The following is a 13,771-nucleotide window of genomic DNA, read 5'->3' as shown; positions in this document are numbered from 1 at the left end:
TAACCGGCCCATGAGCGGGAATGCCCAGACACACTTTACAGAGAGGTTGTTCTATGGCGGTACGCGGTGATATTCGGAATGTGGCGATCGTGGCTCACGTCGATCACGGTAAGACGACGCTGGTCAATTCGATGCTCCAGCAGTCGCACGTGTTCTCCGAGCGCGAGGAGGTCCCTGACCGTGTCATGGACTCCAACGATCTGGAGCGCGAGAAGGGCATCACCATTCTCGCGAAGAACACGTCCGTGCGCTACACCGGTCCGCTGGCCCCGAAGTACGGCCACCCCGAAGGCATCACGATCAATGTGATCGACACCCCCGGGCACGCCGATTTCGGTGGCGAGGTCGAACGTGGCATCTCCATGGTCGACGGCATCGTCCTCCTGGTCGACGCCTCGGAAGGCCCGCTGCCGCAGACGCGGTTCGTCCTGCGCAAGGCCCTCGAAGCCAAGCTGCCGGTCATCCTGTGCATCAACAAGGTCGATCGCCCCGATGCGCGCATCCCCGAGGTCGTCAGCGAGAGCACGGATCTGCTGCTCGGACTCGCCCAGGATGTGAGCGAGGAGGGCGTGGAGCTGGATCTCGATTCCCTGCTCGACCTGCCGGTCATCTACTGCGCCGCCAAGGCGGGGTACGCTTCGGTCAACCAGCCGGAGAACGGCGGTCTGCCCGACAACGACGATCTCGAGCCGTTGTTCGAAGCCATCATCTCGAATATCCCCGCGCCTGAGTACGACGAGAAGGCGCCCCTGCAGGCCCACGTGACCAACATCGACGCGTCGGATTACCTGGGGCGTCTGGGCCTGGTCCGCATCTACAACGGCACGCTCGTCAAGGGCAAGCAATACGGCCTCTCCCGGGTCGACGGTTCCATCGAGAACTTCAAGCTCACCGAGATCCTGCGCACGCAGGGCCTGGATCGCACCCCGGTCGACGAGGCGGGTCCCGGCGACATCGTCGCCGTGGCGGGCGTCAACGACATCATGATCGGCGAGACGATAGTCGACCAGGACGATCCCCGGCCGCTGCCGCTCATCCACGTGGACGACCCCGCGATCTCCATGACCTTCGCCACCAACGATTCGCCGCTGGCGGGCACCGAAGGCAAGGATCACAAGCTCACCGCACGTATGATCAAGGATCGGCTCGAGCACGAGCTGATCGGCAACGTCTCCATCAAGGTGCTGCCCACCGACCGGCCCGACGCCTGGGAGGTGCAGGGCCGAGGCGAACTCGCCCTGGCCGTCCTCGCCGAGCAGATGCGTCGCGAGGGCTTCGAGCTCACCGTGGGTCGCCCGCAGGTGGTCACCAAGATCATCGACGGCAAGATCAACGAGCCCATGGAGAACGACACCATTGACGTACCCGAGGAGTATATGGGCACCGTCACGCAGCTCATGGCCGACCGCAAGGGTCGTATGGATTCCATGAGCAATCATGGTTCGGGCTGGGTCCGCCTGCAGTTCACGGTGCCGTCGCGAGGCCTGATCGGCTTCCGTACCGCGCTCCTTTCCGCCACGCGCGGCACGGGCATCTCGAGCTCCATCTCGGCCGACTACGCGCCGTGGGCCGGTCAGATCGTCACCCGCCAGAACGGCTCGATGGTCTCCGACCGACAGGGCGTCGCCACGCCGTACGCCATGCAGCGTCTGCAGGCCCGTGGCAACTTCTTCGTCGATCCGCAGAGCCCGGTCTACGAAGGCCAGGTCGTCGGCATCAACAACAAGCCCGATGAGCTCGATGTGAACATCACGCTCGCCAAGCACATGACCAACATGCGTTCCGCAACCGCGGATGTGCTCGAGACGCTCGCCCCGCCGATCAAGATGAGCCTCGAGGAGGCCCTTGATTTCGCGAACGAGGACGAGTGCGTCGAGGTCACCCCGGAATCCATCCGCGTGCGCAAGCTGCTGCTGAGCCGTGACGACTGGTACAAGTGGCGCGCCAAGCAGCGTCGGCGTGACCAGGCCGGTCACTGATCGCGAGGCGGTACCGGCCTGAGCCGGTATCGCTGATGGTCGCATGAACGGCCACACGGCGGGTTGTCGACCTGCGATGTCCTTCGGGCACCGTGGGTTGACAACCCGCCGCGGCATACTGGTGACCATGAACGCACGAGGCAGACAATCACGCGGTGACAGCGCATCCGGCATCGAAGCCCTGGATGGCGATGCACCGGTCGCTCCCGGCGATCCGGAGCACGGACCACGCGCGGCACGGGGATTGGCAGGGCTCGGCGCCATGCTGATCTGCATCGCATCGGGTGTCGCCGTCGGCATCATGGGCACGATGGCCCACCGCATGGGGGCTTCGGCCAACCTGCCCTACGGCTTGGTGGTGGCTTTGCTCATCGTCGCACTGTCCACATGGTGCGCCAGATCCTTTGCGGGTGTCGCGGGTCTGGGGCTGCACCTGCTGGCTTCGTCCGCAATGGCGTGGGGCATGGCCGTCTACAATCCCGGTGGCGGCGCATTGACGCCCATCGGGTTCGGTGGGCAGGTGCCGTATTTCAGCGAACATGCCGGGTACATGTGGCTCTTGGGCATGCTGCTTATCCAGATCGCGTTGCTCATGTGCCCGCGGCGCTGGTTCCTTCCGTCCCACACACCCCGCGCGGCAGAGGGGGAGGTGCGGCCATGATCGCCGAACGCCTGCATTATCTCGGCCCGGAAGGCACGTTCACCCATCAGGCCGCCATGATCGCCGAACGACAGTTGCGCGGCGGTGCCGCCGATGGTGTGGTGTTGGAGCAGAGCCCGGATGCCGCGACGATACTCACCGCCGTCGAATCCCATCAAGGATGGGGCGTGCTGGCTTGGGAGAACAACGTCGAGGGCTATGTGGTGCCCAACCTTGACGGGCTCATCGATGCCCACGACGCCGTGGGCATCACCAGGGTGGGCGTGGACATCGCCTTCGACGCCTTCGTTTCACCGGGGCAGGCCGAAGGCCATCCCGACATCGGCGGGTGGGGGGCATTCGCCCATCCCCACGGTCTGGCCCAGTGCCGCCGTTTCCTTGCCGATCATGATCTTGATGCACACCCCACGGCCTCGAATGCGGCCGCATGTCGTGACCTGCGTGCCGGCCAGGTGGCGTTGGGCCCGGCCATCTGCGCGCAGCTGTACGATCTGGATGTCTACGAGCGGCATGTGGAGGATTACGCGGGCGCACGCACCGACTTCCTCGTGCTGGCGCCGCGCGACGAGGCGCTGTGTCATATCCGGGGGCTGCGTGACGGCGGGATGGCGGAATTCGAAAGCGTCATCGCCTTCATCCCCCTGCACACCGGCGCCGGCGTGCTGGCCAATCTGCTGGACATTCTGCGTGACGCGGGGCTGAACATGACCAGCTTCATCTCCCGGCCCATCAAGGGGCACGTCGGCACGTACAGTTTCGTGGCGACGATCGACGCCGCACCATGGAGCGCGGCGTTGCGCGGCGTGCTGGAGCGCGTCGTGGACCAAGGCGACTGGGTCAAGACGCTGGCGGTGTACCCGCGTCGTGAGCAGCCGGCACCCCCCGTCGACGCCTGGATGCTGCCATCCGGAGGCGTGCGCGGAGACGCGACGTCGAGAGAGACGCCCGCTGATGCCGGCGAGGAGACGAACGAGGAGAGTGCGGCCCGGCGGGAACGGGCGGCGGGAAGGGAACTGCTGTGGTGACGACGATCGGTATCGTGGGATTGGGGCTGATCGGGGGGTCGCTCGCCCGGCGCGTTCGCGCGCGAGGACTTGCCGTGACGGCGTGGAACCATAATCCACGGCCCTATGCCCAAGCGAGGCGTGACGGGATCGTCTGCGTCGATACGCTGGAGGATCTCGCCCGGAGCCGGCCGGATCTGATCATGCTCTGCAATCCGTTACGGGCGATGCCCGAGGTTCTGGCAGCGCTGGCTCCGGAGCTTGACCGCACGGTGACCACGCTGAGCGACGTGGGTAGTGTCAAGGCGATGGTGCGCGACCAGGTTCTGGACGCGGGGTTGGCCGATTGCTACGTGGGGGCCCATCCCATGGCGGGCAACGAGCACTCCGGCTACGAAGCGTCCGACCCCGCGCTCTATGACGGCGCGCTCTGGGCCGTGACCGTCGATGATCGCACGTCGTATGCCCGGATGCTTGGGGTGGCGCGATTCATCACCGAGTCCGTCGGCAACCGGCTCATCGTGGTCGATGACCGGACGCACGACCATGCGGCCGCGATGATATCGCATATGCCCCACGCCGTCTCCACGGCGATGATCAATCTCCTGTGCGACGCGCCGGAGCGCGATATCGCCGCCGCGATGGCGGCGGGGAGTTGGCGTGATATGACCAGGGTCGCCCTGACCGATCCGCAGCGCACGCGTGCGATGATCGAGGAGGACCGGCCCAATGTGGCGCATCTGTTGCATGACATGGCCGGTCGCTTGAATCGGTTCGCCGATGCGCTCGAGAATCGGGACGATGGGGCCGTGACGGATTTCTTCGCCCATGGTGATCCCTTCAGACGCTACCGGCGGGTAGCCGCAGCCGATGTCCCCGCCCGCGACGCCGCTGCGCATGACGCTCCTGCACACGACGCCGTTGGGCGCGGTGCCACGCAGGCCGGTAAGGACGTTACGGCCGGCGGCGATGCCATGCGGGTGACGCTGGACGACGAAGGCTGGCGGGGGCAACTGCTGGCATCGGCGTGCCGGGGTGAGCGAATCGTGCGGTTCGTCGGCGATCAGGAGGTCGAGGTGGTGTCGCGATCCCTGGGGTGACGTCGTTCGGGAACGGGTTTGAACGCGACGATGTCCTCGGCCGCGATGTCGAGGCGTTCCGCCGGCCGTGATCCGTTGGCCGCGGGATCGCGGACCATGCGTAACCGCATGCCGTTCCAGGAATCGACGTGACCGATGGCGTCCCGGTAGGTCATGCGACCGGTCACGGCGTCGATGCCGGCGCTTGTGCGCACGACGATGCGCGCCCCGCTGGGTATGTGTTGCGGCAGATGCATGACTACCTTCCTGATCTTGGAATCGTGACGACCGGATCGCGATATCGTTCTTCCGGGTCCTCATCAGCCTATGCCGGCAACACGACCCGCATGGGTACGGTCCCGCGGTGGTCCCGCGGCGGTGTGGTGCCTAGGGGATGCGGCATACCGGCCGTGCTCGGCAGACGAAAGTCAGGGTGGGAAAAGGTCAGGGTGCGCAGGGTTGCGGTGTGCCGTACGGCGCGCATCGGAGTGATATACAGATGTATGCAGGATGATGATACTGATCCGACGGGAGGTCGATATGGCCGACGTGCACAGGCGGGAGCACAACGCGCTGGACGACGCGGTCGATGATGCGGTTGACCATGCCGGCGCTGTCGATGCTGCCGACGGCATCGTCGATGTGACCCGAGAAGCCGCCGATGCCGGCGTCGATCATGCCCGGATCGAGCCGTTCCTGGCGTATCTTTCCGCGAATCGTGGGCTGAGCGAGAACACATTGAAGGCCTACGGCGCCGACATCGCATCATGCCTGCATATCCTGCGGCTGCGTGGCGCGGGCTCCCTTGATGAGATCACGGTGGACGATCTGCGCTCCTGGCTCGCCGACGAATCGCGCGGACACGCACGGTCGAGCATGGCGCGCAAGGTCGTGTCGATCAGACGCTACTTCGCATGGGCCTACGATCATGGGGACATCCGCAGCGATCCCGCCGCCGCGCTCATGATCCCGAAGTTGCCCCATACCCTGCCCGCCGTCCTCAACGAGCGCCAGGCCTCGGATCTTATGGACCGGGGGGAGAGGGATGCCGACGACGACCCGCGGAACCCTCAGGACCCTCAGGACTACCAGCACCACAACGACCACCACGACGAGATGGCAGAGCGTTCGGTTCGCGGGCGTGACCACGCGATCGCCATACGGGATGCCGCCGTGCTCGAGCTGCTGTACGCCACCGGCATCAGGGTCGCCGAGCTGGTCGGCGCCGATGTGGATGCGATCGATGCCGGACATCGCACGATCATGGTGAACGGCAAGGGCAACAAACAGCGCGTCGTGCCGTTCGGTGCGCCTGCGGCGCGGGCCCTGCGACGGTGGTTGGACGAGGGGCGTCCGCAGCTGTGCACCGCGGCATCCGGGCGTGCCGTGTTCCTCGGAGCCAGGGGAGGGCGGCTTGATCAGCGCGTGGCCCGGCAGGTGGTGCATGCCAAGGCACGGGAGGCGGGCGTGCCGGACATCAGCCCCCATGCTCTGCGGCATAGCGCCGCGACCCATATGCTCGACGGTGGCGCCGACCTGCGCGAGGTCCAGGAGATGCTCGGGCATGCATCGTTGAGCACGACCCAGCGCTACACGCATGTCTCCATAGAGGGACTCAAGCGTCGCTACCGGCAGGCGTTCCCCCGGGCCTGAGTCGTGGAATTTACGTCGTCGTAATACGAATCCGGCCGCACTCGACCCTCACCATCACACTGGTTCCGTCCCCACGGCGGTACGGTCCATCGCCTGAAATCCTTGCTGTGACAGGGGCGGAGCGGGTCGTCCCGTCAGATGGTCGGCGCGAGAAAACCGTCGCGTGTTCGCCATGGGCGTGAAAATCGGGGTGGTGGCGTCTCGTATTGCAATCCCGGTGGTTTTGCACCACAATGGGATGCGATCAGCAAGGAAGTTGGGGCAATACCCAGCTTTTTTTGTTTGAGGCGGGCACCGTCCCGTGTCAATGTTTCCGAGTAGGGAAGAAGAACACCATGAAGAAGAAAGTCTTGGCTCTGGCCGCGGCGGCATGCTCGCTGGCCATGTTGCTGGGCGCGTGCGGGGGATCCGGTTCCGATAACGGACAGGCCTCCGGCAAGGTCATCATCAACGCCTGGGCCTCCGAACCCCAGAACCCGCTGATCCCGGGCAACACGAACGAAACCGGCGGCGGCAGGCCAGGCGACCTGCTCTTCGCCCGTCTCGTCTCATTCAGCCCCAAGGGCGACGCCTCCAACGAAGTGGCGCAGTCCATCACGCCGAACGCCGACGCGACCCAGTACACCATCAAGATCAAGGACTGGAAGTTCACCGATGGCACGCCGGTCACCGCCGAGTCCTTCACCAAGGCTTGGAGCTACACCGCGAACGCCAAGAACGCGCAGCTGACCTCCTCCTTCTTCTCCACCATCAAGGGCTACGACGCCCTGCAGGACGCCAAGACCCTCAAGGGCGACGAGCAGCTCTCCGGTCTCAAGGTCGTCAACGACCATGAGTTCACCGTCGACATGTCCCAGCCGGACGCCACCTTCCCCATCAAGATCGGCTACCTCGCGTTCGCGCCGCTGCCGACGTCCTTCTATAAGGATCCCAAGGCCTTCGGCCAGAAGCCCGTGGGCAACGGCCCGTACAAGTTCGTCAAGTGGGAGCACAACCAGGAGATCGACCTGGTCAAGAACCCCGCCTACGAAGGCAACGACGTCGCCAAGAACGACGGCGTGAACTTCAAGATCTACACGCAGGACAACGCCGCGTACGCCGACATCCAGGCCGGCAATCTCGACGTGATGGAGACCGTCCCCGCCGCCGACACGAAGACCTTCCAGAAGGACTCCTCGCTGATCGCCTACAACAAGGCCGGTTCCGTGAGCCAGACCTTCACCATCCCCTCGTCCTTGGACCACTTCAAGACCGGCACCGAAGAGGGCACGCTGCGCCGTCAGGCCATCTCCATGGCCATCGACCGTGACACGCTGGTCAAGAAGGTCTTCAACGGCGTCGCCACCACGGCCGTCGATTTCACCTCGCCGCTGACCCCCGGATTCTCCGACTCCCTCAAGGGCAACGAGAACCTCAAGTTCAACGCCGCCAAGGCCAAGGAACTCTGGGCCAAGGCCGACGCCATCTCCAAGTACGACGGCCAGTTGACCTTCTCCTACAACGCGGACGGTGGCGCCAAGCCGCTGTACGACGCCGTGGTCAACCAGCTGAAGAACAATCTTGGCATCAACGCCGCCACCAACCCGATGCCCACGTTCCAGGGCTTCCGCGACGCCATCACGAAGCGCCAGATGAAGGGTGCCTTCCGCACCGGATGGCAGCCGGATTACCCGTCGGCGGAGAACTACCTGTACCAGCTGTACGACTCAGCCGCCGCCGATGGCAATGGCTCGAACGACGGTGACTACAAGAACCCCGCATTCGATGCGCTGATGACGAAGGCCTATGCCGCCAAGAGCACCGATGAGGCGAACAAGACCTACCAGCAGGCTCAGGAGATACTGCTGCACGATCTGCCTTCGTTCCCGCTGTACTACGGCAACGCCTACGGTGTGGCAGCCAAGGGCATCAAGGGCTTCGAGATGAACTGGCAGAACCTGCCGGTGTACGAAGAGATGACCAAGTAGCGCCTCGGGCGCCACATGATTCGCCGGGTTCGCGCATATGAAGCCGTACCCGGCGGACCTCACTATGGAGGCGGGTTCGTGCCCGCCTCCTTTTGTTTTGTTGTTGCGCATGTCTGGTGTCCGCAGGCACCAGACGCGACGCGGTGAGCTCCGCGTGGTCCAGGCCGGTACCCCGGCCATGGTCCATGCCCGGGGTACACTAGCGGACACATACCGATTGACGGACGCCTTCCAGGCACAATGGTGTCCTTGCCTCCGTCAACACATATAAGGAGTAACCGATGGGCAAGTATCTTCTGCGCCGTATTCTGCAGATGATCCCCGTGGTTCTCGGCACGACGCTGTTGGTCTATGCCCTCGTCTTCGCACTCCCGGGAGATCCGGTCAGGGCGATGTTCGGGGACAAACCGGTCAACGAGGCGGTCGCGGCCCAGATCCGTGCGGAGTACAACCTCGACAAGCCGTTCTTCATCCAGTATCTGCTGTTCCTCAGGAACGCACTGACTCTCAACTTCGGCGACACCTTCGCCGGGCAGCCGGTGATCAGCGAAATCGCGAGGGCGTTCCCCGTCACCATCAAACTGGCGCTCATGGCCTTCGTGTTCGAAGCGTTGTTCGGCGTGGTCTTCGGCATCATCTCGGGACTCAAAAAGGGCAAATGGTACGATTCGGTGATTCTCATCGTGTCGCTGCTGCTCATCTCGGTGCCCACCTTCGTGACCGGCTTCGTCATGCAGTACTTCATCGGCGTCAAATGGCGTCTGCTTCCCGTGACCGCTGGCAGCAACCCCGGGTTCCTGGATCTGCTCATGCCGGCGATGGTGCTCGGCTCGGTGTCCATGGCCTACATCATCCGGCTCACCCGTTCGGAGGTCTCCTCCAACATCGCCGAGGATTACGTGCGCACGGCGCGCGCCAAGGGCATGAGCAACCGGTCCGTCCTCATGCGCCATATCCTGCGCAACTCGCTGATTCCCGTGGTGACCTACCTCGGCCAGGATCTGGGCATGCTCATGAGCGGCGCCATGATCTCCGAGACGATCTTCAACATCCATGGCGTCGGCTTCCTGACCTACCAGAGCATCCTCAAGGGCGAAAGCAATCTCGTGGTCTCCGTCGTCACCCTGCTGACCCTCATCTTCGTGGTCACCAACCTCATCGTCGATATGCTCTACGCGCTGCTTGACCCGCGCATCCGCTACGCGTGATCGGAAGGAACGTGCTATGACTGACGAAACCATCATCACCAATTCGCAGGCCGCAGAGCCTGCCAATCCCGTTGCCGCACCGGTCGTACTCAAGGGCCAGGAGCGTTTCGTGGCACCCCTGGATGAAACACCGTTGCAGGACGTAGACTCCGTCGACGAGGCCGCACCCGCCACGAGCATGTGGGCCGACGCCTGGCGCACGCTGCGCCGCAACCCCTTGTTCATCGTCTCCGCCGTCCTCATCGTCCTCATCGTGTTCGTGGCGTTGTTCCCCAAGGTGTTCACCCGACAGGACCCCAACTTCTGCGATCTGAACAAGTCGCTGTCCGACGCGGCCAGCGGCCATCCCTTCGGCTATGACCTGCAGGGCTGCGACGTGTTCGCCCGGACCGTCTACGGCACCCGCACCTCGGTGAGCGTCGGCATCCTCACGACCCTGCTCGTGCTCGTCGTAGGTACCCTCATCGGCGCATTCGCCGGCTTCTTCGCCGGTTGGATCGACGCGGTGCTCAGCCGAGTCACGGACATCTTCATGGCCATCCCGCTGCTGCTCGGCGCCATCGTGGTCCTGCAGATGTTCCGCACCTCCAGCTCGATCTGGAAGATCGTGCTCGTGCTCACCTTGTTCGGGTGGACCAGCACCGAACGCATCGCCCGAGGTTCGGTCATGGAATCGAAGAACCTCGAGTTCAACACCGCTTCGACCGCATTGGGGTCCACCCCGCTGCGCAACCTGTTCCGCCACATCATGCCCAATTCGATGGCTTCGATCATCGTGGTGAGCACCACGTCGCTGGGTACCTACATCGTGTCGGAGGCGACGCTGAGCTTCCTCGGCATCGGTCTGCCGAGCACGACGGTCAGCTGGGGCGGCGACATCGCCAACGCCCAGACCATCCTGAGGACGAATCCGATGGTGCTGTTCTACCCGTCGGTCGCGCTGGCGATCACCGTCCTGGCGTTCATCATGTTGGGGGACGCCGTCAAGGACGCGCTCAACCCCAAGAGTCGTACGGCGTGAGTGTGGAGGAGAACCGATGACAACATCAAGTAATGCCGAGGCCATGGCCGCGATGCAGCGCCAGCAGGGCCCGATCCTGGAGGTCAAGGACCTGCAGGTCGACTTCACCACCGACAGCAACCGGGCCGTGCATGCGGTGCGCGACTCGTCCTTCAGCGTCTACCCGGGGCAGTGGGTGGCGATCGTGGGCGAGTCCGGTTCGGGCAAGTCCACCTCCGCCATGGCGGTGCTGGGACTCCTGGCGGGCACCGGCCACGTGGTCGGTGGCTCCATCAAGCTCGAGGGCGAGGAGATCTCCGGATTCAGCCGCAAGCAGTACGAACAGCTGCTGGGCAAGAAGATGGGGCTGGTGCCTCAGGACCCGATGAGCAACCTCAACCCGGTGTGGCGCATCGGCACGCAGGTGCGCGAGGCGCTTCAGGCCAATCACATGGACATCTCGCACGAGAAACGCTCCGCGCTGGCCAAGGCGCTGGCCGGCACCGACGTCACCGTGAAGACCAACGACGACGAGACCTTCCTGGGGTCGGCGCAGTTGCAGGGTCTGCTCGATGACGCCCGCCAGGCGCTCGAGACGGCCGGCGTACCCGCGCAGCGCCGTGAGGAACTGATGACCGGATTCACCCAGGCCTGGGTGCCCGGTTCCGAGACGCGGTGGCGTGTCGCCGACGACCTCATCAAGGCCGGCGTGGACGACGACCGCGCCTGGGCCATCGCCAAGAGCCGCGTGGTGGGGTCCACCCTGAACGACCGCATCGCCGGCCTGCTCTCGGAGGCGGGCCTGCCCGAGGCGGCCACACGAGCCCGGCAGTTCCCACACGAATTCTCCGGCGGCATGCTGCAGCGTGCCCTGATCTCCATCGGACTGGCCTGCCGGCCCGATCTGCTCATCGCCGACGAACCCACTTCGGCGCTCGACGTCACCGTGCAGAAGCGGATCCTCGACCATCTGCACACCCTGACGGACTCCCTGGGCACCGCCGTGCTGTTCATCACGCATGACCTGGGTCTCGCCGCCGAACGCGCGCAGCATATCGTCGTCATGTACAAGGGCCGCGTCGTGGAGTCGGGTCCGTCGCTCGAAGTGCTTCAGCACCCCCAACACCCCTACACCAAACGTCTTGTGGCCGCCGCCCCGTCGCTGGCCTCCCAGCGGATCATCTCCGCGAAGGCCCACGGCGAGCACGGCGCCGAGCTCGCCTCGCTCATGGAACATCAGGTCAAGGGCGAGGAAGTGCTCGACAAGGGCGAACACATCATCACCGTGGAGCATCTGACCCGCGAATTCAAGCTGCCCCGCCGCCGCGAGATGTTCAAGGCCGTCGACGACGTCTCCTTCAGCCTCAAGCGCGGGACCACCCTGGCGATCGTGGGGGAGTCCGGTTCGGGCAAGTCCACCGTGGCCAACATGGTGCTCAGGCTGCTCACGCCCACATCCGGCACCGTGACCTACGAGGGGGAGGACATCGCCGGGTTCTCGGGCAAGCGGATGCTCGATTTCAGGCGTCACGTCCAGCCCGTCTTCCAGAACCCCTACGGTTCGCTCGACCCGATGTACACCATTTACCGCTCCATCGAGGAGCCGCTGCGCATCCATCACGTCGGCGACGCGAAGAGCCGTGAGAGGCGGGTCGCCGAACTGCTTGACATGGTCAAGATGCCGCGTTCCGTCATGCAGCGGTACCCCAACGAGCTGTCCGGCGGTCAGCGCCAGCGCATCGCGATCGCCCGCGCCATGGCGCTCAACCCCGATGTCATCGTGTGCGATGAGGCGGTCTCCGCACTCGACGTGCTGGTGCAGGACCAGGTGCTGCGTCTGCTCAATGATCTGCAGGCGGAGCGGGGGCTGAGCTACCTGTTCATCACCCACGATCTGGCCGTGGTCCGTCAGATCGCCGACGAGGTGGTGGTCATGCAGCACGGCCGACTGGTCGAGCATGCGACGACCGACGAGGTCTTCGACCATCCCAAGATGGAGTACACCCGGGATCTGCTCGAGGCCATCCCCGGAGGCCATCTCAGCCTCGGTCTCGACTAGATCGTCCGACCGGCGGCTCCCGAATGCCGCCGACATCGCCGCGAACACTCACCATGGTGTGTGTTCGCGGCGATGCCGTACGTGGGCGTCGACGCCATCTGACCCCGGTGTGTCATCGGGGGTCTGTGGATGAGGACGGCGATGGTGTAGGGTCGGGCATCATGACGATCACCATCACGACTTCGAATTTGAATGGTATACGCGCCGCGCGGCGCAAGGGCATGCTCGACTGGTCGAAGGACCATATTCCCGATATCTGGTGCATGCAGGAGGTCAGGGCCCCGCAAAGCGAGATCGACCCCATCTTCGACGCGGTGCGGACCCAGTACGTGCAGTCGGGCAAGGCCGCGGCCCCGGAGGACGTGGGCACCCTCAACGAGGTGTGCCGCATCAAGGGGCGTGCCGGCGTGGGCATGCTCAGCGACCTGCCCGTCACCGCGATGCGCTACGGCCTGCCCGGTCTCGAGGAGGACGTCGACTCCGGACGGTGGATCGAGGCGGACGTCACCACGCCCGAAGGCTACGGGCTGACCGTGGTCTGCGTGTACATGCACGCCGGCAAGGCCGACGACGAGATCAAGATGGCGCAGAAGTTCCGGTTCCTCAACACCATGCCGGTCAGGCTGGCCCAGCTGCGCGACGAGGCGGCCCGTGGAGGACGCCAGGCGGTGCTCTGCGGCGATTTCAACATCGCGCACACCCCCAAGGACATCAAGAACGCCAAATCCAACGAGAAAAGCGCCGGATTCCTGCCCGAGGAGCGCGCGTACATCGACACTTGGCTCAAGGACTACGAGTTCGTCGACGTGATGCGCGATCTGGCCGGCGACATCCAGGGGCCCTACACGTGGTGGAGTCAACGCGGGCGCGCCTTCGACAACAACACCGGATGGCGGATCGACTATCAGTTCGCCACCCCCGAGCTGGCGCAGACCGCGCAGGGCTTCGTGATCGACAAGGCGCCGAGCTATGACACCCGCTGGTCGGACCACGCGCCGCTGAGCATCACCTACGGCGTGTGACGGGTGTGCCGCACGCCTTATCGTTCGTATCGCCGTTCGTATGGCCCCGTCACCGCAGACCTATCGGGGCCAGGCGCAGGGCGCGCCCTGCGGTGGAGCCTGGGGCGGTGCTAGGCTGGGGTCGATCGCATCACGTGAG

11 protein-coding genes are annotated in these 13,771 nt (G+C 64.7%); 10 read left to right on the top strand and 1 reads right to left on the bottom strand.

Annotation, left to right across the window (positions count from 1 at the left end):
- Window positions 1–53: 53 nt before the first annotated feature.
- The 4 genes from typA to BMON_RS04565 all read left to right on the top strand — a co-directional run bounded on the left by typA (window position 54) and on the right by BMON_RS04565 (window position 4,744).
- On the top strand, window positions 54–1,979 hold the full coding sequence (gene typA, locus BMON_RS04580; RefSeq protein ID WP_033511182.1) for a translational GTPase TypA: 1,926 nt from the start codon (window positions 54–56) through the stop codon (window positions 1,977–1,979).
- A gap of 127 nt (window positions 1,980–2,106) precedes the next feature.
- Entirely contained in the window at window positions 2,107–2,640 is a 534-nt protein-coding gene (locus BMON_RS04575; RefSeq protein WP_237745329.1) for an alcohol dehydrogenase, read from the top strand.
- Complete coding sequence (locus BMON_RS04570) at window positions 2,637–3,665, top strand: prephenate dehydratase (RefSeq protein ID WP_051917886.1); 1,029 nt, start codon at window positions 2,637–2,639, stop codon at window positions 3,663–3,665. Before BMON_RS04575 ends, BMON_RS04570 begins: the two co-directional genes overlap by 4 nt.
- Complete coding sequence (locus BMON_RS04565) at window positions 3,659–4,744, top strand: prephenate dehydrogenase (RefSeq protein ID WP_033511181.1); 1,086 nt, start codon at window positions 3,659–3,661, stop codon at window positions 4,742–4,744. Before BMON_RS04570 ends, BMON_RS04565 begins: the two co-directional genes overlap by 7 nt.
- Here the strand turns inward: BMON_RS04565 and BMON_RS04560 are convergent.
- Complete coding sequence (locus BMON_RS04560; protein WP_033511180.1) at window positions 4,708–4,980, bottom strand: DUF6725 family protein; 273 nt, start codon at window positions 4,978–4,980, stop codon at window positions 4,708–4,710. The genes BMON_RS04565 and BMON_RS04560 overlap by 37 nt on opposite strands.
- A gap of 253 nt (window positions 4,981–5,233) precedes the next feature.
- Between BMON_RS04560 and BMON_RS04555 the strand changes: the two genes are divergently transcribed.
- The 6 genes from BMON_RS04555 to BMON_RS04530 all read left to right on the top strand — a co-directional run bounded on the left by BMON_RS04555 (window position 5,234) and on the right by BMON_RS04530 (window position 13,632).
- Entirely contained in the window at window positions 5,234–6,376 is a 1,143-nt protein-coding gene (locus BMON_RS04555) for a tyrosine recombinase XerC (protein WP_237745328.1), read from the top strand.
- 335 nt (window positions 6,377–6,711) lie between these two features.
- Window positions 6,712–8,343 (top strand): peptide ABC transporter substrate-binding protein, encoded by a 1,632-nt coding sequence (locus tag BMON_RS04550; protein ID WP_033511178.1) that lies wholly within the window; start codon window positions 6,712–6,714, stop codon window positions 8,341–8,343.
- A gap of 281 nt (window positions 8,344–8,624) precedes the next feature.
- The gene (locus BMON_RS04545; protein WP_033511177.1) at window positions 8,625–9,551 is read left to right on the top strand and encodes an ABC transporter permease; all 927 of its coding nucleotides are present in this window, start codon (window positions 8,625–8,627) and stop codon (window positions 9,549–9,551) included.
- A gap of 16 nt (window positions 9,552–9,567) precedes the next feature.
- Window positions 9,568–10,572 carry an ABC transporter permease gene (locus BMON_RS04540; RefSeq protein WP_081882886.1) on the top strand — a complete coding sequence of 335 codons (1,005 nt, stop codon included), beginning with the start codon at window positions 9,568–9,570 and terminating at the stop codon, window positions 10,570–10,572.
- 16 nt (window positions 10,573–10,588) lie between these two features.
- On the top strand, window positions 10,589–12,610 hold the full coding sequence (locus BMON_RS04535) for a dipeptide ABC transporter ATP-binding protein (RefSeq protein WP_033511176.1): 2,022 nt from the start codon (window positions 10,589–10,591) through the stop codon (window positions 12,608–12,610).
- Between the two features lie 161 nt (window positions 12,611–12,771).
- On the top strand, window positions 12,772–13,632 hold the full coding sequence (locus BMON_RS04530; protein ID WP_033511370.1) for an exodeoxyribonuclease III: 861 nt from the start codon (window positions 12,772–12,774) through the stop codon (window positions 13,630–13,632).
- The last annotated feature ends 139 nt before the right edge of the window (window positions 13,633–13,771 follow it).

It is taken from the genome of Bifidobacterium mongoliense DSM 21395 (assembly GCF_000741285.1).
GTDB lineage: Bacteria > Actinomycetota > Actinomycetes > Actinomycetales > Bifidobacteriaceae > Bifidobacterium > Bifidobacterium mongoliense.
Note: the sequence above shows the minus strand (reverse complement) of the source record. Positions and strands in the feature narration are given on the sequence as shown.

What these genes read in the sequence shown, in the direction of transcription:
- BMON_RS04550 (WP_033511178.1), top strand. Translation starts at nt 6,712, where the DNA reads ATGAAGAAGAAAGTCTTGGCTCTGGCCGCGGCGGCATGCTCGCTGGCC.
- BMON_RS04535 (WP_033511176.1), top strand. Translation starts at nt 10,589, where the DNA reads ATGACAACATCAAGTAATGCCGAGGCCATGGCCGCGATGCAGCGCCAG.
- BMON_RS04575 (WP_237745329.1), top strand. Translation starts at nt 2,107, where the DNA reads ATGAACGCACGAGGCAGACAATCACGCGGTGACAGCGCATCCGGCATC.
- BMON_RS04540 (WP_081882886.1), top strand. Translation starts at nt 9,568, where the DNA reads ATGACTGACGAAACCATCATCACCAATTCGCAGGCCGCAGAGCCTGCC.
- BMON_RS04560 (WP_033511180.1), bottom strand. Translation starts at nt 4,980, where the DNA reads ATGCATCTGCCGCAACACATACCCAGCGGGGCGCGCATCGTCGTGCGC.
- BMON_RS04570 (WP_051917886.1), top strand. Translation starts at nt 2,637, where the DNA reads ATGATCGCCGAACGCCTGCATTATCTCGGCCCGGAAGGCACGTTCACC.
- BMON_RS04555 (WP_237745328.1), top strand. Translation starts at nt 5,234, where the DNA reads ATGATGATACTGATCCGACGGGAGGTCGATATGGCCGACGTGCACAGG.
- BMON_RS04530 (WP_033511370.1), top strand. Translation starts at nt 12,772, where the DNA reads ATGACGATCACCATCACGACTTCGAATTTGAATGGTATACGCGCCGCG.
- BMON_RS04545 (WP_033511177.1), top strand. Translation starts at nt 8,625, where the DNA reads ATGGGCAAGTATCTTCTGCGCCGTATTCTGCAGATGATCCCCGTGGTT.
- typA (WP_033511182.1), top strand. Translation starts at nt 54, where the DNA reads ATGGCGGTACGCGGTGATATTCGGAATGTGGCGATCGTGGCTCACGTC.